Annotated in this window: 2 protein-coding genes; both read left to right on the forward strand. The window is 50.2% G+C overall.

The window, feature by feature from the left end; genetic code table 11:
• The coding region (locus ON064_RS18195; RefSeq protein ID WP_274625869.1) for a zinc-binding dehydrogenase at positions 1 to 854 on the forward strand (854 nt) is incomplete at its 5' end.
• Positions 855 to 924: 70 nt separating this feature from the next.
• Positions 925 to 1,233 carry a DUF4870 domain-containing protein gene (locus tag ON064_RS18200; RefSeq protein WP_274625870.1) on the forward strand — a complete coding sequence of 103 codons (309 nt, stop codon included), beginning with the start codon at positions 925 to 927 and terminating at the stop codon, positions 1,231 to 1,233.
• Positions 1,234 to 1,511 lie beyond the last annotated feature (278 nt).

The raw sequence follows: 1,511 nt of genomic DNA on the forward strand, positions 1-1,511 counted from the left end.
AGCGCTACGGGGACAACCCGGAAGCGCTGATTATCGGATCAGACGGTGCGGGCGTTGTCGAATCGCTCGGAGAAGGCGTGACGGCTTTTGAGGTGGGTGACGAAGTGATCATCAACCCGGCACTGCGCTGGGATGAAAACAGTGACGCCCCGCCGGAAGGCTTCGATATCCTTGGGATGCCGGATCATGGGACGTTCGCTGAAAAAATCGCCATTTCCGCAGAGCAGCTCGAGAAAAAACCGGCCCATCTATCATGGGAAGAAGCAGCTGGTCTCGCTTTACCTGCTTTGACCGGCTATCGCGCGTTGTTCACGAAAGGGCAATTGAAAAAAGGCGATACTTTGTTCATTCCAGGCGCAGGAAGCGGCGTCGCGACGTTTTTGATTCAGTTTGCGAAAAATGCTGGTGCGACGGTCATCGTTACCTCAAGAAGTGAAGACAAACTTGCCCAGGCAAAAGAAATCGGCGCGGACATCGCCATTCCGACCGACAGCGATTGGGTCAAGGAACTCGAAGGCCAAACGATCGACCTCGTCATCGACAGCGTCGGCGGTGCAACGTTCAACCGTTCGCTCGACGTATTGAAAAAAGGCGGGCGCATCGTCATTTTCGGTGCGACGACCGCGGATAATGTCGATTTCAATTTGCGCAGCTTCTTCTACGGGCAATATCAATTGTTCGGCTCCACAATGGGCAGCCGCGAGGAACTGCGTGACATGATCCAGCACATCGAACAGCACGATACCCATCCTGTCGTCGACCGCGTCTTTTCCTTGGAGGAAGCGCAAGAAGCGTTCGATTATTTGGCGGAAGGCAAGCAGTTCGGCAAAGTAGTTTTGCGTGCTTCCGAATAAAAAATTGAAACTTTTTTGATCATCGGCCGTATATAAGGGTAAGAAAGCAATTTGACTGGAGGTCAACCTAATGGAGAACACAGGAATGAAAATACTCGTCCACGCCAGTGCGTTTTTCCTTCCGTTTCTTGTCCCGGTGATTGTCTTTATTCTTTCGGCCGATCAGGAAGTGAAGAAACTATCGATTCAAGCTTTATTGTTCCAATTGGTCATGAGTGCATTGATTTTCGTATCAAGCTTACTGACAGTGGTTTTAATCGGATTCCCGCTCTTGCTGTTGTTCGGCGCCATTGGTATCATCGTGCCGATCATCGCAATCATCAAAGCCTTGAACAACGAGCCTTACGATTATCCGGTCGTCGGCTCGTGGTACCAATAATGGAATGAAATCAGCTTTGCAAAACCCGCCGAGAATATTTTTCGGCGGGTTTTTGTATGGAATCAAGTATGTGAAGTACAAGAGAGGGAAGTAGTAATTTTTATATGGGGGGATTGCGCTCCAATCGAACACTCCATATAGCTCGGACTACGTGGAGAGTATAGTATAGGAAAGTGAGTAGAAAAGCTTCCGCTTTTCGACTGCGTTACAGGGGCCTGCTTGAGGCTCGCAGGATGCGAGTCATGCAGCTGATGCGACAGGACGTCGCGCTTTCAGCT

The organism is Planococcus sp. A6, assembly GCF_028823615.1.
Classification (GTDB): Bacteria; Bacillota; Bacilli; order Bacillales_A; family Planococcaceae; genus Planococcus.

Bases quoted from the DNA above. Each gene is read 5' to 3' on its own strand.
- ON064_RS18200 (WP_274625870.1), top strand. From the start codon at position 925: ATGGAGAACACAGGAATGAAAATACTCGTCCACGCCAGTGCGTTTTTC.